A 21,871-nucleotide genomic window follows, 5' to 3' on the forward strand; every position below is an offset into this window, starting at 1 on the left:
CCGCAGCGTCGAGGCGCTCCGCGGCCACCGCGCGCGCGCGCATTGTTGTCGAAATTGGGCTCATGATTGGATGCGGTCACGGTAGGCCGGGCAGCGTTGAAAGAAGATCAGAAGCTCGCCAACGGAAGATCCTCCGATGTCCGCGCGTTGCCATGCGGCACACCGACGCCCTGAACTGAGGTTTCCGCATTCGACGCACATGCGGCGGTCGTCGCCCTCGCGATCCCGGATCGCCAGCTTGTCTGCGATGGCTTCGGCTCGGTCGGGCGGCAGCCCCAGTTGGGCGGATCGGTCCACCCTGGCCGTGAAGGTGTCGATCTCCGCCGTGTTCATGGCCGAGCTGTGCGGACAGCATGAGCGGTCGGGGTCGGTGGAGCCACCCTCAACGGCAATCTGCCGGTCCAGCGCCTGGGTGGCGGCGCGGAACTTCGCCACCGTAGCGGGACTGGCACCCTCCAGGCCGCTGACGCTCCAACCGACCAGGACGGGCTCGGGGTCGTTGGCGGCCGGCTCTACGACCTGATTGCCGGAATAGTCCGAATTTGCCGTTTCAGACGTTTCAGGCGTACGGGCCAACACTGGCGCGGGTTGCGCTGAAACGGCTGGTGAAACGCCTGCCGTTTCAGGCGTTGCAGAGCTTGGCGCGTGGCGCTGCTCCAACTGGTCGAACAGGTCTTTCAGGACACCCATGCTCATGATGTCACCTCCAGTCGGGCTACGTCGATGGCGTACACCCTGACCGGCCGCTCGCAAATACGGCGCATCCGCGAGCGCTCGGCGCTGGCGCCGGGTTGCGGCAGCGCGCCGACTTCCTGCAACACGTCTAGCCCTCGGGCGAAATCGAAACCCTTGAGGGCCTCGCGCATGCCATCGGCAGTGAACAGGTAGACGCGCCCGGCGTCGCTGTCCTCCCACCAGCCCGCGCGATCGCGAACGGTCACGTCATGGGCCGAGTCCACACCCGAGAAGCGGCTATCTCCGTGGCGCTCGATGAAGCCCGACACCTTGGTCAGCACCTGATCGCGTTCCAGGTTGCCGAGCACGGGACCACGCAACGCTCGCCAGGACGCGAATGCTTGGGCGGCGGCGGCGGTGGCTTCGCCTGATGACCAACCGGTGATGCCGTATTCCGTCGCCAGCTCGCCAGCCAGCGCCAGAAGCGCGAAGCGCGCAGCGGCACGCTTTTCCTGCCCATCGGGAGAATGAAACTCCGGCTGCGCCTTCATGGCCTCTAGCGCGGCGGCAATGTCAGTCTCTGCGTCATGCGTCAGCGCCCGCAGAAATTTGCGACCCGCGTGGCCGTAGTTGGCTTTGCTGGCGGCGCGCAGGGCGTCGGAGAAGGCCGCACCGCTAGCGTGCCCGTGTAGGCTGTTCCATGCCCCATGGCGCCGCTGCGCCGGCACATCCAGCAGGCGCACGGACTGCCCCGCCTTGATGCGGTGCCCGCCCTCGGCCATGGTAGTGCCAATAGTGCGCTCGCCGCTGGACAGCACGCTGCAACGCCACCGGGCTACGGAGCGCGCGGCGCCGGTCTTGCTGGCGCGCTGCTTGCCACGGCCATTGCCCAGGCTGTAGACGATGGCGCCCACCTCGCGCGGGTCGCATTCGCTGATTTCATCCAGTGCCAGCAGCGAGTCGTTGAAAAGCGCCGCCACGCCCTCCATGCCGTTGCTAGTGGCCCGCCAGGATCGGCGAAAGTTAGTCCCGCCCCACACGCTGCACGCCGCTTCGATGGCAGTGGTCTTGCCGGTGCTGCTGTCGCCCACCAGGTGAATGCCGCCGCTCTCGGCGTTGGCGCGCGCCAGCACCGGGCCGGCGAAGGCGGCGGACAGTGCCAACATCAACAGCGGATTGCCCACTGCCAGTGCCGCAACTCCAGCACGCCAGCCTTCGAGCGTGCCGCGCTGGGCGTACTCGTCCGCACCGCGCTCGCCGGACTGGTAGGCCACGCCGGCAGCGCCGGGGCCGATCACTTCGTCGGGCAGCACAAACACGCGATCGCCAGCCCAGCCGGTTTGCAGCGCGCAGCGGATGCGCCGCTGCGGCGTGGTGGCCTGCAGATACTGCGCCAGGATGCGGTGGCCGTTCGGGTCGATCTCCAGGCCCATCGCCAGCAGCTCGCCGCGCAGGTCGCTGCCATCGGCGCGCAACAGCTCCATCGGCATGGCCCAGGTGCGCCATTGGCCGAGGGTAGTGCGAAATCTCAGCAGCCGCCCGAAGTTGCCTTCGGTGGCGTCAGTGGTCACGGCCTCGATGTGCAGGGGACTGCAGACCCACTGCTGAGACAGCACGGGCGGCGCGTCCTCCCTCTTGCCGGCCTTGATGCCGAAGTGCCATACACCGGGACGCAGCACTTGGCCGTCGTGTTCGGTCCAATCGTCCAACACGCGGAAACGCGGCCGGTCGGCCTCGCCGGGGACAAGGAAGGCGGGCTCGGCTTGCTCGGTTGCAACGCCTGCAACGGCTGTCGCTTTCGGAGCCGTTTCATCGGAACCTGCATGGCTGTTGGCTTGAACGGCTGCAACGGCTGAAACGTCATCCAAGATCAGTTCCGACAAATCGCTCATGGCAGCGCCCCCGCTTCTGCAAAGCAGGCGCGCACGGCACCAAGACCGGGCAGCGCCGCCAAGTCGTTGAAGTCACACGAGCGGGCGGGATCGCGCGCCTGGTGCTGGGGCAGTACGACCACACCGCCGACGGCGAGCGCAGCCTGCTCGGCGCAGGCACGCCCCGGATTGCCCGCCGTGGCTGCGTCGTCGTCGGCAGCGATCAGCAAATCAGCGCACGGGAACCGGCCGCGCAGGGCCCGCGCCACCGGCATCAAGTTGCTCGCCGAGAAGGCCGCAGCCGTCGCGATGCCGGTGGCCTCGAAGATCGTGTGAGCTGTCGCCACGCCTTCAGCGATCACGATTCGGCCGCTGGGGCGACCTACGCTGTAGTAGCAGCCCGTCACCCGACCGCCGGGCATGAAGCGCTTGGTGCCGTCGGGCGCGATGGTCTGAAGGCTGTGCAGATTGCCCGAGCTGTCGCGCATCGGGATCAGCAAAGAATCTCCGTCGACCCGCACGCCGTGAGCGCGAACACCCTTCGTGGTCAGGTACGGATGGACCATCGCAGGCATAGCAGCCCCCCAGCGAATCGCAGCCGTCGCCGCCGCATCGGCATGCCGTTGGTGTTGCTCGGCATCGCGTTGGCGCTTCACCGCCTCGACGCGCCGGGCCAGCGCTGTCCGCTCTGCCGGCGTCATCTCGCGCTCGGACTTCGAGCACCAACACTGCGCGAGACCATCTCGCCAGTTGCCGAAGGCACCAGCCGGCGTGCCGTCCAGATGCATCACGTACCACGCTGCATCGTCACGGCGTTTGCCTGTGGGGCTGAAGCGATAGATCTTGCCGTCGCCGTGAATGTCGGCGGGCGGCTCCATCCCGGCCGATGCTATGGCGTGCCTGAAGCTGTCGATCGGATCGCGGATCATCGTCCACCTCCGATCTGGCGCACATGCCGCTCGGCAGCGTCCAGACTTTTCAAGGGCTTGATCCCGCCCCACCGGCACGCATAGAAAGGCGCCTGTTTGTCGTCGGGCCTGTCCTTGACGAGCGCATGGCCACAGAACGCGAATTGCGCCGCCAAAGTGGCGAATCGCTTCTTGTCGACCGTGTTCATGCTGCGTCGCGCCCCTGCAGGGGATCGAGCTCGCTCAGAATGGCTTGAAGTTGGTTGCGCAGCGTCGTCACCTTGCCGCCCTCGAGGGGCTTGCCGTGGGAGATCCACCGCGAGGCCTCGCGAACAATCTTGGCCGTCGCCTGGAACCTCTCGACGACACGATCGCTGTCTTCGCGATTCGCCCCCAGCGCGGCCCTCGGCCGCGCCGGAGGGGACGGGTGGGTGGCAATCGCCTTGACCGCCTCCCGCACCGGCAAATCGGCAACGCGCTGCGGTTCTGACTCTGGCAAGGTGGGGTAGGCCGTCGCCAGACGCATGTAGCCGCGCGCCGTCCGGGGAGCGACTTGGCAGTTGACGGCCAGCCACTCGTTCCACTTGCCGTGCGCGATTCTGGCCTTTGCCTGATTGAGCAGCGCTCCTGCCTCCAAGGCGTGTTGGAGTGCTGCGCGCCATCGCTTCGGCCGCCAGCACCGTGGTGTTGATCTTCTCGGCAATCTCCGACGGCGAGAACTGGCCGGCGTCGATGATCTCAGTTTCGTCTCTCACGTCGCACCTCGCGTCACCTGGGTCAGGAAGGTGTGGGCGTCGTTGATCGTGCTGTGGGAACGCAACCGAAGTGCGGCGATGATGCGGGTGCGCTGGGCATTGCCTGCGCTGGATTTGCGGTCAGACATGGCTGAGTCCTCCACGCTGGATCAGCCAGTCGGCCACGCTTTGGGGCAGCCAGCCGCGAAGGGCCGACTGCACGATCACGGCCTTCATGAAGCGCCGGCCCTCGAAGAAATGGGTGCTGTGTTTCACTGCTGCACCCCCAGCAAGCGCTTGATGTCGGCGACCGGCCAGGCGAGACGGCCGTTGATGCGCATGGGGCGGAACGGGCCGTCCTCCTTACAGGCCCAGCCGCGCAGAGTCTGCGGGCGGCGGTCCAAGTAGTACCCGGCCTGGTTTGTGGGCACCGTGGGGCGGTTTACGTCCTCCAGCGGCGGAAATGCCGGGTGGTCGGTTGCAGCGTGGCGGTTGCCGGAGCTGCGAGTAGCTTGCGATTCCATCTGTTAGCACCTCAAGTAGTTGATGTGCGTTGATGGTTTCCGGGCAGCTATCCTCCCCCGCAAGTCTCCCCGTGTCCCCAATTTGGGGGGACACCCGTGGGCAGTCCTAGATCACGTCGACGATCTCCCCGCGCTGGCGGAGACGCTGCCACGCTTTGCCGAAGATCGTCGAGCCGATGAACGGGGGTTGGCCATCCAAGGTGGAACGAATCTCAGCCTTCGGACCAGGCTGTCCCGCCTCGTTCTTCGGAAGCGCCAGCGGGTCTAGGCCCTTGGCCCGAATGGCCGACAGGATGGCGGCGTCCTGCGCCGCAGTTGCGGTGATGCGCTGTAGGGGCGCTGGAGGTGGCTCGGCGGCCTGTGCTGGAGAAGGGGCCATCGGTGCTGGGAACCGGTACGTGATGCGCGTGTGAGCCTTGAACCAGTGGTTCAAGTCGTCCCAGAAGGCCTCGTCGTAGAACGGGCGCACGCGCATGTTGTCGTCGCACTCGCGCCGCGCGTTCTGCCCAGGTTCATAGACGGGCAGCAGCCCAGATTTCGCCGCCGCCTCCAACTTTGGTTGGATCGCTTCCTTTCGCTCGCCGGCTGCGGATTTCAATATCTCCGCGGCCCTTTCGAGCGTGTACCGGCCGACCTTGGCCGCCTCCATCGCCAGCCATTCATGCATTGGTGCGAGCGGTTCGGCTGCGAGGTGCGGCGGCTTACCGAACTCAAACGCGAATCCACAGAGTTCGAGATATTTTCGAACATCCTCGATGGGCAGGAGCACATGTTTGGACAACGACACGGCGCGCGGCCCGTCGGCCCGCAGCGCATGGACCTCTCCGCCCTTGATCAACTTGCCCAAAGCACAGACGTGCTTCTTGTACGCCTCTTTGCACCCTCGCTCAGATAGCTCGCAAGGGCCTTCGAACTGGGCCTGAACACTCCAGTCGGGCGCGTCCTTGCCTGCCGCGCGGATCGCATGGGCGAATGCGTCCTGGTACTTCGGCCACTCGGCCCTCGTCGCATTCTTGATGCCCGGCAACATTGCCCATGCTGCCTCAAGAAACATGAGGTCGTCGGGACCCAGGAGTTCCAAGAAAGAGTTCGTGTTCTGCTTTTTGCCGACCGTACTTTTGCGAAGCAGCGCGATCCGGGAAGTCGCCGCAAGGGGAGCCACGGCCCTCGTCGCGAGCCACTCCAGCAGGACGCGTGCCGACAACGCGGTGCTGCCCGGCTCGGCGTAAAAGATTTCGGCGGACATCGTTCGTCTCCTCGTTCTGTTGCTTCCGTGAGCAGCGTTCGGGCAGTCGTCGGGCGCTATCGCTGCTATGCGACGGCGCGAAGCTTGCGCGGCGCAGCAGAATCGAATTTCACGCCGGCTTGTTCTAATACGTAGGCCTCGATCTGCTCGAGGAACGGGCGCAAGTCGTCGATGGTTCGCGGCCTGTAGCCTTCGGCGGTCGCACTCGGCTTGTGCCCCATGACCTGCGCGATGGCGCCGGCCGGCGCGCCAGCACGCTCACCAAGCAGCGAAAACGAACGACGCAGACCATGAATCGTGAGGCCGCTGATCGCAGCGCTCTTCAGGGCCTTGGCGTGGCTGGCGCGGGTGTCGGCGATGCGCCCGGACTTGCTGCTGGACGCGAAGACGAAGGAATTCGTGCGCGGCAGCGCGGCCAGCATCTGCGAAAGGTAAGGCGTCAGCGGAATGGTGCGGGTCGCGTCGATCTTGTCGGCCAAGGTGAGCTTGCGCCACTTAAAATCCACATTCGCCCAGGTCAGCGCGGCCAGCTCTTCGCGGCGGGCGCCAGTCAGCAGCAGTGCGCGCAGGTAGGCGGACGAGGTGCGGTTGCCCAGTTGCTCCACGCCGACCCACCAGCCGGGCACCTGGGCGGCTTCGAGCGCATCCGTTCGGTGCGTGTTGGTCGGCAGGCTCTCCAGGATCGCGGACGCCCTGCCCGCGTCACGGTCTGCCAGCGCGCGATATTCCGGCCGTGTCGAGCACCAACGCAGGAAGCCGCGAAACATCATGAGCGCCCGGGCGGCCTGATGCCTTCCGGCTTTCGCCTCGCGGTCGAACCAGGCCTTGAGCACGTCCTCGTTCACCTGGCCGAGCGGCAACGCCAGCAGCGGGTAGAGGGGTCCTTGCCGGGTGAAGCCCTCGCCGCGCTTCTTGGGCTTGCCGCCTTCCGAGGCCATCAGCTGGAGGTCGGCCAAGTACCCCGGCTTCCAGGCATCACGGCGCTTGGGCTTGCCTTCTGCGAGATAGAGCGGCCACACCTCGGCGACGATCAACGCCTTCGCGGCCCTTTCGACCTCGCGCCGCGCCTTGGCGGCGGCTTGCTCGCGTTCGAGTTCGCGCGGGTCGATGCCGCCGTCGAGCGTGACGCGCAGCCGGTTGGCCTCTACGCGCGCATCATCGATCGACCAGGCCCGCACGTCGCCGATGGTGCGGCGGATGGTCTTGCGGTCCAGCTTGGCCTCGAACACGAACGACTTCGCGCCCGCCGCGGTCACGCGTACACGCAACCCCGGTGCCTTGGCGTCGCGCAGGAAGGCCTGATCCTTGTCGGGGGGGCACGCAAGTCGCGTGATCGCGCCGGCCGTCAGATCGACGGGGCGGGTGAGGTCCGGGGCGCTGTCTGTGCGCGGTCTTGCCATGCGGGCTCCGATCCATGTAGCCACCATGTAGCCACTTTTTCGCTATTTTGGGGCATATCGATCAACAACCTGCCTCGAAAACTTCTCGCAATTAATTGCTAAGTTGTTGATTACATGGATTATATCGACAGAAGCGAACACCCCCGAATATTGCCATCGCATCATTCGTAATGAGAAGGTCGGGTGTTCGATTCATCTCTCCGGCACCACAAATACGCGGGAAACCGCGATAGTGATCGCTAACCTTTAAACGGGTGCTAGCAAATTCACAAGAGAGCGTTTTTTCGTTTTCTTAAAGCCTCCGCAAGGAGGCTTTTTCTTTGGTCAATGGCCGAGCTTATTCCTGGCGTCTTGCATCAAGATTTTCAGCACCATCGGGCACGCATAGCCGCTTGATGCTCATCGACTACCAGAGCTGGCACGCGTTGCGTTGGCTGCGAAGCAAGACGATATCCGCTCTGGGCCACCAGAAATTGACGCTACGGATGCGGCGTCAGACCCAATCAGATCGGCACGCGGTAGCCAAAGAATTCGTGGTCTTCGTTGTAGCCGCCTTGGCCCGCGCCGAGATCGGCGAAATCGTGCACGAGCTCGATGGCCGCAATCCACTTGACCATCTTGAAGCCGACCTCGTTTTCGCAGCGCAGCCGAAGCGGTGCGCCATGCAGCACGCTGACCGGGGCGCCGTTCATTTCGTAGGCGAGGATCGTCAGCTCGTGGCGCATGTTCGCCAAGCTGTGTGTGTCGTAGTAACGGCCGCCGTCGCCACCGTCGGCCAACGAGTAGAGAACGACGTAGCGGGCCTCGGGTGTCGGCTTGACGAGATCGAGGATGTCGCGCACCGGCACGCCACCCCACTTGGCTACGCCCGACCAGCCCTGGATGCAGAAGTGGGTCGTGATCTGCTCTTGCTTGGGCATCGCCTTCAGCTCGGCGAAAGACAGCTCGACAGGGTTTTCGACCAGGCCGCCGATCCGCAGCCGGAAATCGGCGAATTCAGTCGCGACCAGCGCATCGAACTCGGTCGAGTTTGGCATCGTTCCGTTGGGCCAGAAGTGCGGCGAAATGTCTTGCTCGGTGAGCTGGCTCTTCGCGTCCCACGACTGGGTGGCAACACCGAACGGCCGGCTCATGAATTCGCCGATCCTTTGCACGAGCCGTGCATGGCGCAAGGTAAACGGCGAGGCCCACCACCAGGCGACAGCAACCAGCGAGATGGCGGGGACAAAGATGGCAAAGCCGCTCCACGAGTTATCACGCACACCGGCCCACATCATGTTCAGGTTGACGCGAGCATCGGTGATGAAGACGAGAGTGACATGGGCGAGGATAAAGAGCAGAAACCACCAGAGCGCGATGAAATGGATTGAGCGAGCCTTCTGCCGGTTCAGTGCGCGGCCGAACCAGCCGAGCCGGTTCGAGATCGCCGGGCTTTGCATCAAGCCGGTAACGATAGACGTGGGTGCAGCTACGAATACGGTCATGAAATAAGCGAGCTGCTGCAAGCCGTTGTACCGAGTCCAACTCTCATCGACGGGAAACGTAAGTGAGAGATATTGCAGCGCCGTCGAGACGGCGTTCGGAAAAACGCTCCATGTCGTCGGCACGATGCGCAGCCACTGGCCAGTGGTGAACAGAAAAACGTAGTAAAGGATTCCGTTGATCATCCAGAGCAGCGTCACTGAAAAGTGCCACCAGCGCGCGAGGCCTATCGAGTGACGGATCCCGGGTATGCCAAGCCAGGAAGGCAAGGTGACCGAGTCGTCCTTCGCGGTCCAGATTCGACCGGTCGGCACTGCGGCCTGGAAGCGAAACCATTCGGTCCCGGGTGTGCAGTCGCGCTTCCAGTACAGCCGCGGGTGGTCGGCAAGAATTTGCACGCCGGCACGGATGATGAAAGCCATGAAAAACAGGTTGAGGAAATGCAGCAACCGCAACAAGGCTGGGAAGCCCGTCGTAACCGGCAATGCGGAGGTCGAAATGCCCGGATAGCGCACTAAAAATTCCTGCACCACCGGGACGTGTCGCAATGCTTGAGACGCGGCCACGCCAATGACGATCAGTACGAAGACCAGCGGCAAAGCCCAAAGCGCATTCACCCAATGCCGGCCGAATCGAACCTTCGGCACTACGCCTGCCTGTGGCGGCAACCATTTCGTAAGCAGGACGCGATCATCGGCGGCGCTCAGCTTCGCGGCCAAGGGATCGTGTGTGTGCGGGATCCGGGGCGCGCCGCTCATGCCAGCTCCTTCATTTGATTGGCTGCGTACACCGAGGTATTCACTTCAACGCGTAGGCTGCGACCGCACCAGTGCGAGTAGTGCCGAACGATCCGTGGTCGCCTGCCGGAGGCTGGCATTGCCGAAACTTGCTCTGGTCGCGCCTCCGGAAGGCCTCCCCGACCCAACGTCTCGGTAGCCATGTTGCATGCGGCGCGGCTGCCAGAGTTGATCGGGCGGCGGCATTTCCCTCGCAAAGGCAACGCCTGAGGCTATAAAGCGCGAAACGGTAAGCCTCGGCGACCTCGGCAACGAGAGCACTTCGTTGAAACATGAAGGCGTCGGTTAGAGAGGGGCAGAACGGCAAGCAAGCAGACTGCGACTTCCCGGTGCTCCTGTCTGTGCGGCAGGGCACCGATCGGTCAGCGTGCATACACACAGTCCATACAGATGGCCTGTTCCGCCTACGTGTCTCCGCGCGCAAAAAATTGGCACCTTGCGCAGCTCTACCCAGGCGAAGCCATCGCGCTCGGGGAGTTTGCAGCGTGGGTCGGATTGGTCCCTCGCCAGACCGGCACCGGTGGACGGGTAGCGCAGCTGGGCACCAGCAAGCGCGGCGATGCTTACCTGAGCACGGACGACCACAACAGAACGAAGACAACGGAACAAGCAGTTTGAAGGAGAGCAAGCGAACACGCGTGTGATGGGACAGAGCGTTCGGCCCTTGACGGCGACACTCCGATAGGGATCAAGAGCGGAGAGCTCGATCTGCGGATGGGAAACTCGTCAGCGAAAACCATTGGGGCCAGCAGGCATGTGAGCTTGCACTACAGGCGAGCACAGGCATGTCGTTAGCAGATAGCGCGGCTGGAATCGGCGCCGGCGAAAATCAGGCAAGTCGACGCCATGATTAACAATGCGCCGAAGCCCACCAATATGCCGATGAGAGGCAGTTGCATCGCAACCAGCAGCCCGTAGAGCCCGAGCATCAACAACGACGCCAGGCTCTCATAGAAATGTTGGGCTGCGATCGATTGGCCGGGTTGCATTAGCAGCAAGCCGCGGCTCTGCAGCACGGCATTCATTGGCACCAGCAGCAACCCGGCCAACGCTCCGATCAGCAACAGCAATGCGAAAGCGACAGTGACGTCTGTCGCGAATGCCATGAGGGTGACAAGTGCCCCGAGCAGCAAGCCGAGTGGCAGTGTGCGCAACGCTCGCTTCAGAGTTACGAAACGTACCGCTCCAATGGCTCCAGCCACCATTCCGATCGCTACGGCGAGTTGCAACAACGCGGCTCGTGAAAGGGGCAGTCCTAGTCGTTCGCCAGCCCAGCGCAACACCATGAATTGAAGTACTGCCGCCGCCGCCCAGAACAGGCTGGTGACGGCCAGCGAGGCGCGTGCTTGCCGGTCGTGCCACAGCAGGGCAAGTGCATCCACAAAACACAAAATCAGTTGGCGTGGATTCGCCAGCGCTGCGCGATTTCGGGCGTGGCTTCGCGGAATCAAGACCGTGACGATGGCGGAGGCCAGGAAAATTGCAGCAATGACCGGTAACGCGCTTTGCGTCTCGACCAGCACACCGCCCAGTGCCAGACCGGCCACGATCGATACGACCGTAGTCGCCTCGATCCAGCCATTCGCCGCAACCAGATCTTCAGGCAACAACAATTCAGGCAGGATGCCGTATTTGGCCGGTCCATAGCCGGCCGCCCCAAGGCCCACCAGCGCATAGCAAAGCAGCGGCTGTACGCCCCAAGCCAAAAGTCCGCAGCCAACGAGTTTGACCAGATTGGTGATCAGCATGACCTGGCCTTTTGGGGCGGCATCCGACACTGCGCCGGCAAAAGCCGCCAGCAACACATAAGAAGCATAGAAAGCTACGCGGAGCGCGGGTGTCATCCAGTCCGGTGCACCTCGCGAGATGAGTAGCGCAATGGCAACTGTCAGCAGTGCGTTGTCCGCGAGTGAGCTGAAAAATTGCGCCAGCAACACTGGCAGCAGCACCCGCTTTTTCACAAGACCGCACTTGTCGTCATGTCGAAAAAGTGCCGGCGATACCTCGACGTCACGTCGTCCATTCGCAGGATCAGCGGCAGGTCCGCGGTATTGAACTTCACGTCGAATGCGGGAGGGCCGAGCAGACGGGCCCCGCATCTCAGATACCCTTTGATCAGTGGCGGCGCATCGCAGGGCGCGTCGCTGCGATCGCCGTCGTTTGCAGCGGCAAGCGGCAAGGGAACGCGCGGCTGGACTCGCCACTGCTGCTCGACCAGATGGGTATGACACAGACGGCGCCACAGCCGGCTGGCCGTCGCGCCGTGATCATCGAGGCCAATGCTGGCGCAACCGATCATGGTGTCCAGTCCGCGCCTGACCATGTAGTGTCCCAGCGCAGTCCACAAGGCCATGATCACGGCTCCAGAACGCCAGGCCGGATGCACACACGAGCGGCCGAGTTCTCACTGCACGACTGCGCAGCGCGTGCAACGGTGCGAGGTCGAACTCGGTGTCAGTGTAGAAACCGCCGGCGCGTTCAGCGGCCATTGGCGTCAGCACGCGGTAGGTTCCGATGAGCAGCCCTGCGGCATGGTCGGAACCGACTGCACGCACCAGCAGGTGGTCGCAGTAAGGATCGAATCGATCCGCGTCGACCCCGGACGGGGTGCCTTCCGGTGGTGTGAGGCGCGCGCCCATTTCCTGTGCAAACACCAGATACCGCAGGCGCTGAGCCTCCCGAACTTCGGCTTCGGAGTCGGCCCACTGTGTGATCAAGGTGGCGTGGGTGGGCACTCGGCACTCAATTAGAAGGCGGATAGAGCCTGATCAGTCGGATCTGGCGCCGGTTGAGTCTTGCAAGTTCCAACAGGCCGATCGGCCGTGTTCCGGCATTGCGCTGCGCAGCACCAATCGCAAACAAAAGTCGCTGCTTGGCAAATATCATGCGAAACCCTTGCAGCACATCCGTGCCGGGGTCCCATGCCTCGATCGCTTCTGATCCTGCGCCGTTGATCTCCATGACAGTAAAACCACGCCCGGCAGAGAGTTCCTCCAAGTTGTCGAATCGCACGTCGAAGCGTCCGAAGTGAAATTCGGGCATGTCGCGGGCCACCGCATCGATGGCTTTCGTGAGTTGCTGCGTAATGTGCGCTGCACCGTCGCGATACAGTCCACCGACACGAGTCGAGCCGATGGTCGCCAGACGCACCTCTTCACCAGCGCATGGCACCGCCGTCAGCGGCACGGGACATACATGTCGCGGCGAAGATCTGACCCGTTGTGCACGTGGATCCGCCGCGATCAGCTCTGCCACAGTGCTGTACCCATCCCCAATCACACGAGGAAAATAACGCAGTGCCAAGCCGATCACGCGGCCGCGGTCACTGAGGGGATCGCGCGCATAAAAAATGCCTGCCTCGCCCTTTTGCGGCAAGTAGCGCTGAAGCACGGCGGTTTCTCCGATGGGAAATCGCGAAAGATAGGTCCTGAGCGCAGTCAAGTCTTCAAGCAGCTGAACGCCATAACCACACAGCCCAAGATCCGGCTTGACCACGATCGGAAAGGCCAAGCCGGCACTCTTCATTGCGATCGCCAACGACGACTCCGAGAGCGCACCGTCGTTGAACACCGCGCAGTGCGGGGCGATGACGGAGCTCGCTAGCGGCCCCATGCCTTTGAAGTACTCGAGCTTGCCTTCGCCGACCAGACCGCCTGCGGTGATGTTCGGATTGGCGGCCGAGGGCAGCGTAGCGCTGCCGTACCGAAACGACAGCCAGAGCCACTGCGCAACGATAGGCACGCAGATAAGCCATTTGGGCATGCGCTCGAGCAAACTGCACTCCGATGTCCCAGCGACGCGCGCATCTCCGCCATTCATCGGCGCATGCTCAGTGGCAATCACGCGCGTCAATTGGCCTGCTCGAACGGGCACGTGGCGACCAGGCCGACGGCCGCAACGCGGTCGATGTGCGCATAAATTGGCCGTTCGATTTCTTCGCCAAATACGTCCGGATCGATTTCTTCGTAACGCCAATCGCAGCGGGCGGCCGTCAGCAATGGAACCATTTCAGCCAGGAAGGGGTCCTCACCGTCGACCATGGCCACCCCGGTGTAGAAGAGCAACTGCCCGCCAGGCGCCAACCGCTGCAGCGCGGCCGCCGCGATGCGCAGCCCGAGCGCGCGACCAAGGTTTGCGCCGCCATGACGGTAGCTTCGCTGTCCTTCGTCGTCCAGGTACGGCGGGTTGCACACGATCAGGTCGAAATTACCTTCAACCGCCGACAGCGCATCGCCGAGCGCCAGCGTCACCGCGACGCCGGCAACCTCTGCATTTGCGGCGGTGAGAGCCAATGCGGCCGGATTGATGTCGTTCATGGTCAACGTCGATGTCATCCCCGCTGCCGCCAGTGCACGCGACACCACAATGCCCCCGGCACCGCTGCCACAACCAATGTCCAATACGCGCACGAGCGTGCCACGGCGCATGCTCGCAACACGCTGACCCAGCGCCTGTTTCATGAAACGGGCAAACCGGTAGGTGTCGGGCCCAAAGAACACAGCATCAGCCCCGACAGTAGGGTAAGCCGAGTGCAGAAACAAATCGTCGTCGATGCTGGCGATTCGGAGGGTACTGCGCCAGAGCGAACCCACCTGCTGCAGCAGGCCTGCGCGGGCCATCTCGCTGAAAAGCGCCGGAGGCAGGGCTCGCGCCGAGAAGGGCGTGTTCCAACCGAAGACGTCACGCAGGGTCTGGCCGGGATCCGCGCCGCGCTTATCTTTCACGCGTTGATGGGTGAGTGGTGTGACCGCGGTAAAACGGTAGCCTCTGTCCGCAACCAGACGCAGCACAGCGGCTGCGCTTATGGTGCTCAGCACAGGGCAAGCCCAACCGCAGGCGCGTGGCCGGCCTGCTTGTCACAACGCAAGTCTTCAAAATAGCGCTCGAAGCAACGCTCGCCGCACCGAAGCCGCATCAATGCACCCTCAGCCAGCGCCTGCGCGCACGCCGGGTTGGCCTCAACTAACGGACGGATGACTTCGCGAATCCACGCCCTTGCGTGCGAGATGTCCAGCGCTGCATGCAAATCGAAATAGGCGCGGGTGTGGCCGCTCAATCCGAGACGCCGCATGCCAGCTGCCACCTGCTTCACGCGAGCTGGCGCAGTCAGTTCGATGACCCCGAGAGCGCCGAGCGCGTGGTACGCATAGCGGCGCGTGGTCGCAAGACCGACCATCGTGTTGGCCAGCGCAAGGGATTCCCAAACGGTCGTGGCAACGGCGGGTTGAAGACCGAGTTCGTTCACCATGTTGTCCAGCATTTGGCTGTGCATGGCGCCTTGCTTGCCGTGGCCCATTTCATCCCAGAAGTTGCGCGCGCACTCCAGCTTCGCACGAGCCGGGAGCTTCACCTGCGCGTAGGCAAGCAGGTCTTCGAATCCCGCCTCGCCAGACGCTTCCTGCGTGAGGAACCATCGCATTTGCGCGAGGTCGGCCTTTTCCGCAAGCCAGGCGAAAAGCGGGTGTCCTTGCCCAGGACCGACGACAGCAAGATTCTCGAACCAACGAACAAAGTGGTCAGTGTCACCTGCGGATTCGAAACCTAGCGGTGCGACTGCAAGACGCAGTGTTTCCAGATCGCGCCCTTCAGCGACGCGATGCGAATGCTCCCGATGGAGATCGTCTTCCCAGTCCGATGACGGCAGGCCTGGCGCCAAACGACTCGCATTGAACGCAGCCAAATGACGATGGAGTCGCTCATTCGACATGCGATCGGGTTTAACAGCCATTCTTTTTTCCTCTAAACGTCAAAAATGAGCGTGCTCCCTATCCTCCCTTGTCGTCGTGGGACAGGATGCTCTGTATCTGTCCGGCTACTCGTTGTGGGAGCAGAGCGGAGATGAGATACGGCGGGCAGATTAAGTGTTCCTTAAGCCGAAGCTTCCGACACTGCCCAGCCCTCATGTCTGTCCCTTTTTGCTTTCAATGCGAGTCCTTGCGTTCCTGTGTCGAACTGGCCCCGTTTTAGACCGCAGACCGATGCGACGCTGGCCCGGTGCCATCGTCGCGTGCGCGGTCTGCGCCTTGGCTCTGCCTGTTCGTGCCTCCGATGGGGCGCGTCTTTCGACCTTGCTGGGTTTGATGCGGGCCGAATTGGCCGGCTCGTCCTTGAAGCGGCCGATGCTGCTCAAGTCCAGCGAGACATCTGACGGGCTTAAAGGCGACGTCTATGCCATCGTCGATCAGCCCATGGGAGCGCTTGTGACGTTGCTGGGGACGCCTACTCAATGGTGCGAAACCATGCTGTTGCACATCAACAATCGCAAGTGCACTGTGGCGAGTGGTCCCTCGGGCGCGGAGATCACTCTGAGCGTTGTCCGCAAGTACGACCAGCCTGTCGAAAACGCATTTCAGCTCCCGTTCGTATTCAACCTCATCGACAAAACGGCGCAGCATCTGGAGGTGCGGCTCGCGGCAAACTCCGGGCCTTTGGGGACGAGCAACTATCGCATCGTGGTGGAGGCCGTGCCCGCCGATGCATCACACAGCTTTCTGCATTTCTCGTATTCGTATGAGGAGAACTTCTTGGCACATACCGCCATGCAGGCATACCTCGCGACGTTCGGGAGATCGAAGGTCGGCTTCACCGTCATCGGCCAGACTCCCGAAGGAACGCCCGAGTACGTCGGCGGAACCCACGGGCTCGTCGAGCGCAATGCAATGCGCTACTTTCTGGCGTTGGACGCCCATGTCAATGCGACCAAGGACCCCGAAAGCGCGCGCAATGCATGGTTCTCAGACACTGAGAAGTATCCGCGGCAGCTGCACGAGATCGATCGAGCGACCTACCTCGAACTCAAGGCGAACGACGCGCAACATTGAGGGCACGACAACCGGCTAACCGAACGTGACCCGGACCTCGAGGCCCGGCGACACCTCCAGGCTGGAGTGCAGACTCACGATGGCGCCATGGCGTAGCGCGATGGCATGCACGATGGCCAGGCCCAGGCCGCTGCCAGCGGGATCGCCTTTGCGCACATGCGATGCACTGCCGCGACGGAAGCGCTCGAAGACGTGGTCTCGGTCAGTCGCCGAAATACCAGGACCGTTGTCGATCACCCGCAGCACCGGTCTCCCCTCTTCGATGGCGGCGACGACATCGACACGGCTGCCGTCGGGTGAGTACCGCAAGGCGTTTCGCACCAGATTGTTGAGCAACACTCTCAGCTGCATGGCGTCGCCATCCACTGAGATGCCTTCGGTCGTCGACGCGCCGAGGTCGATGCCGCGTGCCACGGCCTCACGATGGAATTCCGCGACGACGGAGCGCACCAGATCGCCGAGACTCAGACGCTCGACATGGTGCAGGTCCACATCGGGTTGTGCGCGTGAAAGCTGCAGCAGTTGCTCGACCAGACGCTCGGAGCGTTCAATGCCCAGCCGGAGGTCAGCGGACGCGGCGACGCGCCCCGCAGCATCGGCCGCGCGGTCCAGCAAGGTGAGCTGCAGCCGCAGCGCCGTGACGGGCGAGCGAAGTTCGTGTGCAGCATCCGCCACGAAGCGCCGCTGCATCGAAAAGGCATTGGACAGCCGCTGCATCAGTTCGTTGAACGCGGCGACCAACGGCTGCATCTCGCGTGGCATGTTTTCGCTGGCGATCGGCTCCAGACTGAGCGCGCTGCGCCGCGCGATCTGGCCGGTGGCTTCGTCCAATGGACGCATGCCACGCCGCAGCGCTACAACGATGAGTCCGGCGAGCAAGATGATCAGCGCAACCAATGGAATGAAAAGTTTCGACGCCGATTCAACGGCCATCTGGTGACGCGCGGTCGTACGCTGCGCCGCCTGCACCACGGTGTCGGTCAGCACGACGGTGTAGGTCCGCCATTCCTGGCCAGCGACCTCGAAACGGCCCGGCCCCGGCACATCCGTGAAACGCAAAGCGAAGCGCGGATTGGAAGAAAAAACGGGTGTGCCGTCACGTTGCCAGACCAGGCTCACCAGGTCGCCGTCATCGTCGCTTTGGCCGCCTGGCATCGCGGGCAGCGGCTTGGCCGTCACCTGCGCGCTCGCGTGGTACTGCGCCACCGCCTCGGCGACCTCTCTGAGGTTTTCGTCCAGCACCTCGTTCATTTCGCCGAGCGTCACGACGTACGCGACCATCACGAGCACGAGAGAGCCGAAGCCCAATGCCCCGAGCAGCCACTTCATCAGGTCGCCACGCAGTGATCTCACCGGGCTACTCCGCCAACCTGTAGCCAACGCCACGCACGTTCACGATGGCTTGTGCGCCCAGCTTCTTCCGAAGGTTGTGCAGGTGCACCTCGATCGCGTTGCTGCCGATATCGTCGTCCCATCCGTAGATGGATTCCTCGAGTTTCTCGCGTGAGAGCACCGCTCCGGGCTGCTGCATCAAGACCTCGAGCAAAGCGAACTCCCGCACCGACAACGACACCGGGGCGCCCTCCTTCGTGACGGACTTGCGCACGGTGTCCAGACTCAAGGCGCCTGCCGTCAAAAGCGATGAACCGACGCCGGCGCGTCGTCGCAACAGGGCGCGCACACGAGCAATTAATTCATCCAGATCGAAAGGCTTCAACAGGTAGTCGTCGGCACCCGCATTGAGTCCGGCAATGCGCTGGTCCACGGCGTCCCTGGCCGTCACGATGATGACCGGAACATGGTTGCCCGCGCGACGGAGTTCTTCGAGCACCGTCATGCCATCGCGTGCCGGCAGACCCAGATCGAGTACCACCAGGTCGTAGACACCGTTGGCCAGCGCGAGCTCCGCGATCCGTCCGTCCTCCGCCCAGTCGACTGCATAGCCGGCCGCGACGAGTCCCTGACGTATCGCTCGTCCAATCATCGGGTCGTCTTCAACAACGAGCAGTCGCATGGTCGCAGTATCGGGGATCGACCTTCAGGCGTGGCGCCAGGCAGTCAATGCAAGGGAGCGACGAACCAGACGATGACAGGCCGGCCTGACCAGAGCGCGCAAGGCCCACGTGACGAGCGCTCCGGCCGCGGCAGCCGGAAACGCGCTCAGCACGTCGAGCGGGAAGACCTGTCCCAGATACACCAGGCTCCAGCCCGCGCCGAGCCCGACCGTCAACAGCGGGAAACTCAACCAGGCGAGCCGGCCGAACGGCACCAAGGCCAGCGCGACGCTCCACCAGAGCACGACCTGTGCGTTGGGAGATCCCGGGCCCATCCAGCATCCTGAGAAGGCGGTCCAGCTGGCGCTCGCCAACCCGGGCACACAAACGCTCGTGCGGATGACGAGAACCACTGCGTAGGCTATTGCTGCTGAAAGCAGCACACACAGCAAGTCAACGCGCAACCGTCTGTCCCCTCGGCTCCACGCAATCACTGCGGCGAGAGGCAAGCTCCAGTCCGCAAGACGCGCGAGCACAGAAGCCAAGGCGAGCGTGACCGCCGAGGCGTGCGAGCCCGCGGACATCAACTCGAAGACAGCCAGGTTGTCCAGCGTCATCCCGATCTTTGAAGAAGCATGGCGAAGATGGTCCCGCACGAATCATTAAGGGCGCCTTAAGCCAGAAATCGCCGCCTTAAGGATTTCATAAGCACAGGTCGACGAAGCTCGGTTCGCCGCCCAAACCTTGACCCACCGCTCGCAAAGACCCATCCATGAAACAACTCCCCGGAATAGAACTCGGAAAGGTCGCCGAGGTCACCTTCGGGTTCTGGGTGGTGAAGATCGCCGCGACGACACTCGGGGAAACGGCTGGCGACGCCGTGACCATGTCGATGCACCTCGGCTACCTCATTGGGACGGCCATCTTCGCGACCGTCTTCGTCGTCGCGGTGGCCGCCCAGATCAGGACGACGAAGTTTCATCCATTTCTTTTCTGGGGCGTGATCGTGGCCACCACGACCGTTGGAACCACCCTCGCCGACCTGCTCGATCGATCGCTGGGAATCGGGTACCTCGGCGGGTCCACGATTCTCTTGTTGCTGGTGATCGGCACCTTGGCGCTGTGGCATCGGGCTCTCGGATCGGTTTCCGTCTCAGCCATCACGACGCGCAAGGCCGAATTGTTCTATTGGGCAACCATCATGTTTTCACAGACGCTGGGCACCGCGCTCGGTGACTGGACAGCCGATCCGGATGTCGGACTGGGACTCGGCTACGAAGGGGGCGCCATCGTGTTCGCGGTGGGGCTGGCGCTCGTGGGAGCGGCCTACTTCTGGACGCGTATTTCGCGCACGGCCTTGTTTTGGGTGGCGTTCATCCTGACGCGGCCACTGGGCGCCACCGTGGGCGACCTGCTGGACAAGCCCCATGCGGCCGGTGGCCTCGAAATGAGCCGCTACACCGCGACCGCCGCACTGGCTGCCTTCATCCTTGTTTGCGTTGTCCTGCTGCCGCAACGTGCGGAGCGCATCACCCGGTGAGCAAGAAGCTCATGCAGAGTCCGGCGAACTTACCGTCAGTCGGTCATTTGGATTTTGTCGCAGGCTCTGGTCGTGCGGCTACCAACCCGTCGATCACTTCGCACAAGCGCTGCAACGTGATGCCCGCCTCACGTGGATCGAGGCGATCCTCTGGAATGCGAAGTTCGAACTCGTCTTCCACCGCGAAGACAAATTCCATGAGTGCCAGCGAATCCAGGCCGAGTTCAGCAAGCGCAGTCGACGGCAGTACAAGCAGCGGGTCGGCATGGAAATCTTTTTCGAGAATGGATGCGATACGGACGAGGGTTGTCGAAGTCAAATCGGTTTCCTATGGCAAGCCAGCGCAGCTTTTGGGCAACTGCGATCTCGGCAAATCGGAATGTTCGCTCTGCTTTGCTTAAGGTTCACTGAAGTTGAGACGGCATGACTGACTTGCCTTTACCGCAGCTGAGCGTGCGCGGCTTGCGCTCGGCCCATGGCGGCCCTTTCGATCTGCACATCGACCGCGGCGAATGTGTGTCGCTCATGGGCCCTTCAGGCGCGGGCAAAACTCTCTTCTTGCGCCTGGTTGCCGATCTGGACCCGGGCGTCGGCGAGGTTCGGTTGAACGGCCGTGAACGCGACACGTGGACTGCGCCGCAGTGGCGCAGCCAGGTGGTGTACCAAACCGCCGAGCCGGTCTGGTGGGCAGCGAAGGTGGCTGCGCATTTTCCACGGCCCATGCTCGACGCGATGCGTTTGCTGCAGCCCCTGCTTGGGCTTCCGAACGCAACGCTCGATGCCGATGTCGACCGGTTGTCAACCGGCGAACGTCAGCGCATTTCGCTGCTCAGGTCGCTCGCGCGCGAGCCCAAAGTGCTGTTGCTCGATGAACCCACAGCGTCACTGGATGCGACTTCGGCGATGGCAATGGAATCGTTACTGCAGAAGTATGTGGACCAGGGCTTGTCGGTGCTGTGGGTCACGCACTCACGGGACCAGGCCCATCGCGTGGCGCAACGCCACTATGCGGTCGTCGACCGGCAGCTGCGCGCGTCATGACCACGGTCCACCTTGAGTTAACCGACGTGGCGCTCGCCGCCGTGTTGGTGCTGGCGAATGCAGTTGCTTCGATGGTTCTGCGGCTGCGCCTGCATCGACAGGTGCTGTGGGCGGCCGCGCGAATGGTCGTCCAGCTCCTTCTGGTGGGGCTGCTCTTGCGAGTCGTCTTTCGCCTGCAGTCGCCGACCGTCACGGTCGTCGTGGTGCTCCTGATGATCGGTGCCGCAGCGCGTGAAGTGGCGGTACGGCCAGAGCGCCGTCTGCAGCAACATGGCAACTACCGCATCGGCCTTGCTGTCGTCGGCATCTCAAGCGTGGCAACAGTTGTGATGGCGTTGATGACCGCCATCCGGCCGGAGCCTTGGTACGACCCGCGCTATGCCATTCCGTTGATGGGCATCGTGCTGGGCAGCGTTCTGAATTCGGCAACGCTCGGGCTCGACAGCTTTTTCGAAGGCGTCGTGAATCGCCGGCAAGCCATCGAAGCGCAGCTGGCGTTAGGGACCACCATGCGCGAGGCGCTGGGCGAACTGACACGATCGTCCATCCGGCGCGGCATGATTCCGATCATCAACCAGATGTCGGCCGCTGGCATCATCACGCTGCCCGGAATCATGACCGGCCAACTGCTCGCCGGCATGGACCCGATCGAGGCTGTGAAGTACCAGATATTGCTGCTCTTTCTTCTAACCGGCGCGGGGGGACTGGCGTCGGCCGGCGCCGTGTACCTGGCGGCGCGCGCAGTCACCGACAGTCGACAGCGGCTTCGCACCGATCGTCTGGAAATGAAGCGGTGACATCGATTGGATCAACAGGCATCACGCTCGCGCGGTACCAC

25 protein-coding genes and 1 pseudogene are annotated in these 21,871 nt (G+C 63.1%); 5 read left to right on the plus strand and 21 right to left on the minus strand.

Annotated elements, in window-relative coordinates; genetic code table 11:
- Positions 1-60: 60 nt before the first annotated feature.
- The 11 genes from QN397_RS15605 to QN397_RS15655 form a co-directional block, all read right to left on the minus strand.
- Positions 61-696 carry a hypothetical protein gene (locus QN397_RS15605; protein WP_323501367.1) on the minus strand — a complete coding sequence of 212 codons (636 nt, stop codon included), beginning with the start codon at positions 694-696 and terminating at the stop codon, positions 61-63.
- On the minus strand, positions 693-2,567 hold the full coding sequence (locus tag QN397_RS15610) for a DUF927 domain-containing protein (RefSeq protein ID WP_323501368.1): 1,875 nt from the start codon (positions 2,565-2,567) through the stop codon (positions 693-695). The genes QN397_RS15605 and QN397_RS15610 overlap by 4 nt, the downstream gene beginning before the upstream one ends.
- Positions 2,564-3,475: a toprim domain-containing protein gene (locus QN397_RS15615; RefSeq protein ID WP_323501369.1), complete on the minus strand. Its 912-nt coding sequence runs from the start codon at positions 3,473-3,475 to the stop codon at positions 2,564-2,566. Before QN397_RS15615 ends, QN397_RS15610 begins: the two co-directional genes overlap by 4 nt.
- The gene (locus QN397_RS15620; RefSeq protein ID WP_323501370.1) at positions 3,472-3,663 is read right to left on the minus strand and encodes a hypothetical protein; all 192 of its coding nucleotides are present in this window, start codon (positions 3,661-3,663) and stop codon (positions 3,472-3,474) included. Before QN397_RS15620 ends, QN397_RS15615 begins: the two co-directional genes overlap by 4 nt.
- The gene (locus QN397_RS15625; protein WP_323501371.1) at positions 3,660-4,157 is read right to left on the minus strand and encodes a DUF3102 domain-containing protein; all 498 of its coding nucleotides are present in this window, start codon (positions 4,155-4,157) and stop codon (positions 3,660-3,662) included. The genes QN397_RS15620 and QN397_RS15625 overlap by 4 nt, the downstream gene beginning before the upstream one ends.
- A gap of 48 nt (positions 4,158-4,205) precedes the next feature.
- Complete coding sequence (locus tag QN397_RS15630) at positions 4,206-4,337, minus strand: hypothetical protein (RefSeq protein ID WP_323501372.1); 132 nt, start codon at positions 4,335-4,337, stop codon at positions 4,206-4,208.
- On the minus strand, positions 4,330-4,464 hold the full coding sequence (locus QN397_RS15635) for a hypothetical protein (protein ID WP_323501373.1): 135 nt from the start codon (positions 4,462-4,464) through the stop codon (positions 4,330-4,332). The genes QN397_RS15630 and QN397_RS15635 overlap by 8 nt, the downstream gene beginning before the upstream one ends.
- A complete protein-coding gene (locus tag QN397_RS15640) occupies positions 4,461-4,712 on the minus strand; it encodes a hypothetical protein (protein ID WP_323501374.1) in 252 nt (83 codons plus the stop codon). The genes QN397_RS15635 and QN397_RS15640 overlap by 4 nt, the downstream gene beginning before the upstream one ends.
- A gap of 106 nt (positions 4,713-4,818) precedes the next feature.
- A complete protein-coding gene (locus QN397_RS15645; RefSeq protein WP_323501375.1) occupies positions 4,819-5,958 on the minus strand; it encodes a hypothetical protein in 1,140 nt (379 codons plus the stop codon).
- 65 nt (positions 5,959-6,023) lie between these two features.
- Positions 6,024-7,358 (minus strand): integrase family protein, encoded by a 1,335-nt coding sequence (locus tag QN397_RS15650; RefSeq protein WP_323501376.1) that lies wholly within the window; start codon positions 7,356-7,358, stop codon positions 6,024-6,026.
- A 503-nt stretch (positions 7,359-7,861) separates the two neighbouring features.
- Positions 7,862-9,598 carry a molybdopterin-dependent oxidoreductase gene (locus QN397_RS15655; protein ID WP_323501377.1) on the minus strand — a complete coding sequence of 579 codons (1,737 nt, stop codon included), beginning with the start codon at positions 9,596-9,598 and terminating at the stop codon, positions 7,862-7,864.
- A gap of 513 nt (positions 9,599-10,111) precedes the next feature.
- Here QN397_RS15655 and QN397_RS15660 point away from each other — a divergent pair.
- Positions 10,112-10,213 (plus strand): annotated as a pseudogene (locus QN397_RS15660) (transposase); the annotation flags it as partial.
- 215 nt (positions 10,214-10,428) lie between these two features.
- Here QN397_RS15660 and lplT read toward each other — a convergent pair.
- From lplT to QN397_RS15690, 6 genes are all read right to left on the minus strand, one after another.
- Complete coding sequence (gene lplT / locus QN397_RS15665; protein ID WP_323495298.1) at positions 10,429-11,598, minus strand: lysophospholipid transporter LplT; 1,170 nt, start codon at positions 11,596-11,598, stop codon at positions 10,429-10,431.
- Entirely contained in the window at positions 11,595-11,936 is a 342-nt protein-coding gene (locus QN397_RS15670; RefSeq protein ID WP_323501378.1) for a hypothetical protein, read from the minus strand. Before QN397_RS15670 ends, lplT begins: the two co-directional genes overlap by 4 nt.
- Positions 11,905-12,372 (minus strand): GNAT family N-acetyltransferase, encoded by a 468-nt coding sequence (locus QN397_RS15675; RefSeq protein ID WP_323501379.1) that lies wholly within the window; start codon positions 12,370-12,372, stop codon positions 11,905-11,907. Before QN397_RS15675 ends, QN397_RS15670 begins: the two co-directional genes overlap by 32 nt.
- Before the next feature lie 7 nt (positions 12,373-12,379).
- Positions 12,380-13,207 (minus strand): hypothetical protein, encoded by an 828-nt coding sequence (locus QN397_RS15680; protein WP_323501380.1) that lies wholly within the window; start codon positions 13,205-13,207, stop codon positions 12,380-12,382.
- 278 nt (positions 13,208-13,485) lie between these two features.
- Positions 13,486-14,427, minus strand: a complete 942-nt coding sequence (locus QN397_RS15685; protein ID WP_323501381.1) for a class I SAM-dependent methyltransferase — start codon at positions 14,425-14,427, stop codon at positions 13,486-13,488.
- 20 nt (positions 14,428-14,447) lie between these two features.
- Positions 14,448-15,293, minus strand: a complete 846-nt coding sequence (locus QN397_RS15690) for an iron-containing redox enzyme family protein (protein WP_323501382.1) — start codon at positions 15,291-15,293, stop codon at positions 14,448-14,450.
- Positions 15,294-15,615: 322 nt separating this feature from the next.
- Here QN397_RS15690 and QN397_RS15695 point away from each other — a divergent pair, with 322 nt between their 5' ends.
- Positions 15,616-16,458 carry a hypothetical protein gene (locus QN397_RS15695; RefSeq protein WP_323501383.1) on the plus strand — a complete coding sequence of 281 codons (843 nt, stop codon included), beginning with the start codon at positions 15,616-15,618 and terminating at the stop codon, positions 16,456-16,458.
- Positions 16,459-16,473: 15 nt separating this feature from the next.
- On the opposite strand, the gene QN397_RS15700 is transcribed toward QN397_RS15695, so the two are convergent.
- Genes QN397_RS15700 through QN397_RS15710 form a run of 3 tightly spaced genes read right to left on the minus strand, consistent with a single transcriptional unit; the run spans position 16,474 to position 19,069 of the window.
- Positions 16,474-17,811, minus strand: a complete 1,338-nt coding sequence (locus QN397_RS15700; protein ID WP_323495304.1) for an ATP-binding protein — start codon at positions 17,809-17,811, stop codon at positions 16,474-16,476.
- A gap of 4 nt (positions 17,812-17,815) precedes the next feature.
- The gene (locus tag QN397_RS15705; RefSeq protein ID WP_323501384.1) at positions 17,816-18,472 is read right to left on the minus strand and encodes a response regulator; all 657 of its coding nucleotides are present in this window, start codon (positions 18,470-18,472) and stop codon (positions 17,816-17,818) included.
- A 24-nt stretch (positions 18,473-18,496) separates the two neighbouring features.
- Positions 18,497-19,069: a hypothetical protein gene (locus QN397_RS15710; protein ID WP_323501385.1), complete on the minus strand. Its 573-nt coding sequence runs from the start codon at positions 19,067-19,069 to the stop codon at positions 18,497-18,499.
- Positions 19,070-19,224: 155 nt separating this feature from the next.
- On the opposite strand from QN397_RS15710, the gene QN397_RS15715 reads away from it, so the two are divergent.
- A complete protein-coding gene (locus QN397_RS15715; RefSeq protein ID WP_323501386.1) occupies positions 19,225-19,992 on the plus strand; it encodes a hypothetical protein in 768 nt (255 codons plus the stop codon).
- 43 nt (positions 19,993-20,035) lie between these two features.
- Here QN397_RS15715 and QN397_RS15720 read toward each other — a convergent pair whose 3' ends face one another.
- A complete protein-coding gene (locus QN397_RS15720) occupies positions 20,036-20,311 on the minus strand; it encodes a phosphopantetheine-binding protein (protein ID WP_409053358.1) in 276 nt (91 codons plus the stop codon).
- Positions 20,312-20,415: 104 nt separating this feature from the next.
- On the opposite strand from QN397_RS15720, the gene QN397_RS15725 reads away from it, so the two are divergent.
- Both QN397_RS15725 and QN397_RS15730 read left to right on the plus strand, forming a co-directional pair.
- Complete coding sequence (locus QN397_RS15725; RefSeq protein ID WP_323501387.1) at positions 20,416-21,033, plus strand: ABC transporter ATP-binding protein; 618 nt, start codon at positions 20,416-20,418, stop codon at positions 21,031-21,033.
- Complete coding sequence (locus tag QN397_RS15730) at positions 21,030-21,830, plus strand: ABC transporter permease (protein ID WP_323495309.1); 801 nt, start codon at positions 21,030-21,032, stop codon at positions 21,828-21,830. The genes QN397_RS15725 and QN397_RS15730 overlap by 4 nt, the downstream gene beginning before the upstream one ends.
- Positions 21,831-21,871 lie beyond the last annotated feature (41 nt).

Origin of the sequence: Variovorax sp. RTB1 (genome assembly GCF_035018765.1) — a bacterium.
Classification (GTDB): domain Bacteria; phylum Pseudomonadota; class Gammaproteobacteria; order Burkholderiales; family Burkholderiaceae_C; genus Variovorax.

What these genes read in the sequence shown, in the direction of transcription:
- QN397_RS15605 (WP_323501367.1), bottom strand. Translation starts at nt 696, where the DNA reads ATGAGCATGGGTGTCCTGAAAGACCTGTTCGACCAGTTGGAGCAGCGC.
- QN397_RS15610 (WP_323501368.1), bottom strand. Translation starts at nt 2,567, where the DNA reads ATGAGCGATTTGTCGGAACTGATCTTGGATGACGTTTCAGCCGTTGCA.
- QN397_RS15615 (WP_323501369.1), bottom strand. Translation starts at nt 3,475, where the DNA reads ATGATCCGCGATCCGATCGACAGCTTCAGGCACGCCATAGCATCGGCC.
- QN397_RS15620 (WP_323501370.1), bottom strand. Translation starts at nt 3,663, where the DNA reads ATGAACACGGTCGACAAGAAGCGATTCGCCACTTTGGCGGCGCAATTC.
- QN397_RS15630 (WP_323501372.1), bottom strand. Translation starts at nt 4,337, where the DNA reads ATGTCTGACCGCAAATCCAGCGCAGGCAATGCCCAGCGCACCCGCATC.
- QN397_RS15640 (WP_323501374.1), bottom strand. Translation starts at nt 4,712, where the DNA reads ATGGAATCGCAAGCTACTCGCAGCTCCGGCAACCGCCACGCTGCAACC.
- QN397_RS15645 (WP_323501375.1), bottom strand. Translation starts at nt 5,958, where the DNA reads ATGTCCGCCGAAATCTTTTACGCCGAGCCGGGCAGCACCGCGTTGTCG.
- QN397_RS15650 (WP_323501376.1), bottom strand. Translation starts at nt 7,358, where the DNA reads ATGGCAAGACCGCGCACAGACAGCGCCCCGGACCTCACCCGCCCCGTC.
- QN397_RS15655 (WP_323501377.1), bottom strand. Translation starts at nt 9,598, where the DNA reads ATGAGCGGCGCGCCCCGGATCCCGCACACACACGATCCCTTGGCCGCG.
- QN397_RS15670 (WP_323501378.1), bottom strand. Translation starts at nt 11,936, where the DNA reads ATGATCGGTTGCGCCAGCATTGGCCTCGATGATCACGGCGCGACGGCC.
- QN397_RS15695 (WP_323501383.1), top strand. Translation starts at nt 15,616, where the DNA reads ATGCGACGCTGGCCCGGTGCCATCGTCGCGTGCGCGGTCTGCGCCTTG.
- QN397_RS15705 (WP_323501384.1), bottom strand. Translation starts at nt 18,472, where the DNA reads ATGCGACTGCTCGTTGTTGAAGACGACCCGATGATTGGACGAGCGATA.
- QN397_RS15710 (WP_323501385.1), bottom strand. Translation starts at nt 19,069, where the DNA reads ATGACGCTGGACAACCTGGCTGTCTTCGAGTTGATGTCCGCGGGCTCG.
- QN397_RS15715 (WP_323501386.1), top strand. Translation starts at nt 19,225, where the DNA reads ATGAAACAACTCCCCGGAATAGAACTCGGAAAGGTCGCCGAGGTCACC.
- QN397_RS15725 (WP_323501387.1), top strand. Translation starts at nt 20,416, where the DNA reads ATGACTGACTTGCCTTTACCGCAGCTGAGCGTGCGCGGCTTGCGCTCG.
- QN397_RS15730 (WP_323495309.1), top strand. Translation starts at nt 21,030, where the DNA reads ATGACCACGGTCCACCTTGAGTTAACCGACGTGGCGCTCGCCGCCGTG.